The following is a 1,035-nucleotide window of genomic DNA, read 5'->3' as shown; positions in this document are numbered from 1 at the left end:
CCGGGCAGCAGCACCTGCCGCGCGAGGCGGTCGTGAGGCTGCTGCGCGACGGCGTCGCCGGCACGGCCGGTGTCGCCGGGCCGATGGCCGAGGTGGTCGCGGGCAGCACGCAGCATCTGTCAGGCCCCGACCTGGACGCGATGGCGCAGTACCTCGCCTCGATCCCGGTCCAGCACCGCCGGCGCGAGGAATTCAGGCTCGCCGACCGTGACCAGCGCCTGCAGGGCGGGAAGCTCTATGAGCGCCACTGCGCCGCCTGCCACGGCGAGCGCGGCGAGGGCGTGCCCGGCATCTACCCGGCGCTGGCCGGCAATCGCGCCGTCAGGCTGCCCCTGGCCAACAACCTGGTGCTGGCGATCCGCCACGGCGGCTTCGCGCCCAGCACCGCCGGCAACCCGCGGCCCTTCGGCATGCCACCCTTCGGGCAGGTGCTGAACCCGGCGGAGATCGCCGCGGTCGCGAGCTTCGTGCGCCAGTCATGGGGCAATGCGGCGGCGCCGGTGCTGGCGCTGGACGTGCTGCATGTCAAATAGCGCTACCCATCACTCCCAGTAGCGCGCCACCCCGTAGTGCTCGTGCACGCCCTCGTGCCAGCTGCGGTCCGCCGCCACCGGCCAGTGGCTCTTGTCGAAGCCCGGGGCGTTCTCGAACTGTGCCTTGCCGGCCTTCAGCACGAAGCACTTGCGGTCGGGGTCCAGCGTCAGCGCGGCCCAGGGAATGGCGAACAGCCGCTCGCCCATGCCGAGGAAGCCGCCCGAGGCCATCACCGCGTAGGCGATGCGGCCCAGGCGCATGTCCAGCATGATCTCCTCGATGTGGCCCAGGGTCTCGTCCAGGTGGTTGATGACCTTGTCGCCCTTGATCGTGCCGGCGGTCAGCAGGCGCGGGCCCGGGCCCTCGTTGCCCATCGGCGTGTCGGGGAAGGTCTTCATGCGCAGCGGGTCGTCGAGCTCGGCACGGCTGACGTCGGTGGCGTAGGTCTCGGTGGTGGTCGTGGTGGTGTTCATCGTGATCTCCTTGTATGGGCCGGAGCGG

2 protein-coding genes are annotated in these 1,035 nt (G+C 71.3%); one reads left to right on the top strand and one right to left on the bottom strand.

Annotation, left to right across the window (positions count from 1 at the left end; genetic code table 11):
* Nucleotides 1–533 (top strand): cytochrome c (locus tag B0W88_RS31945; RefSeq protein WP_144007153.1); only part of this gene is annotated, 533 nt, incomplete at its 5' end.
* A gap of 9 nt (nucleotides 534–542) precedes the next feature.
* Here B0W88_RS31945 and B0W88_RS31940 read toward each other — a convergent pair.
* The coding region (locus B0W88_RS31940) for a PRC-barrel domain-containing protein (RefSeq protein ID WP_077038426.1) at nucleotides 543–1,035 on the bottom strand (493 nt) is incomplete at its 5' end.

The sequence above is a fragment of the Pelomonas sp. KK5 genome (assembly GCF_001984095.1).
GTDB lineage: Bacteria > Pseudomonadota > Gammaproteobacteria > Burkholderiales > Burkholderiaceae_C > KK5.
The sequence above is the reverse complement of the archived record's forward strand: the minus strand, read 5'-3'. Positions and strand labels throughout refer to the sequence as shown.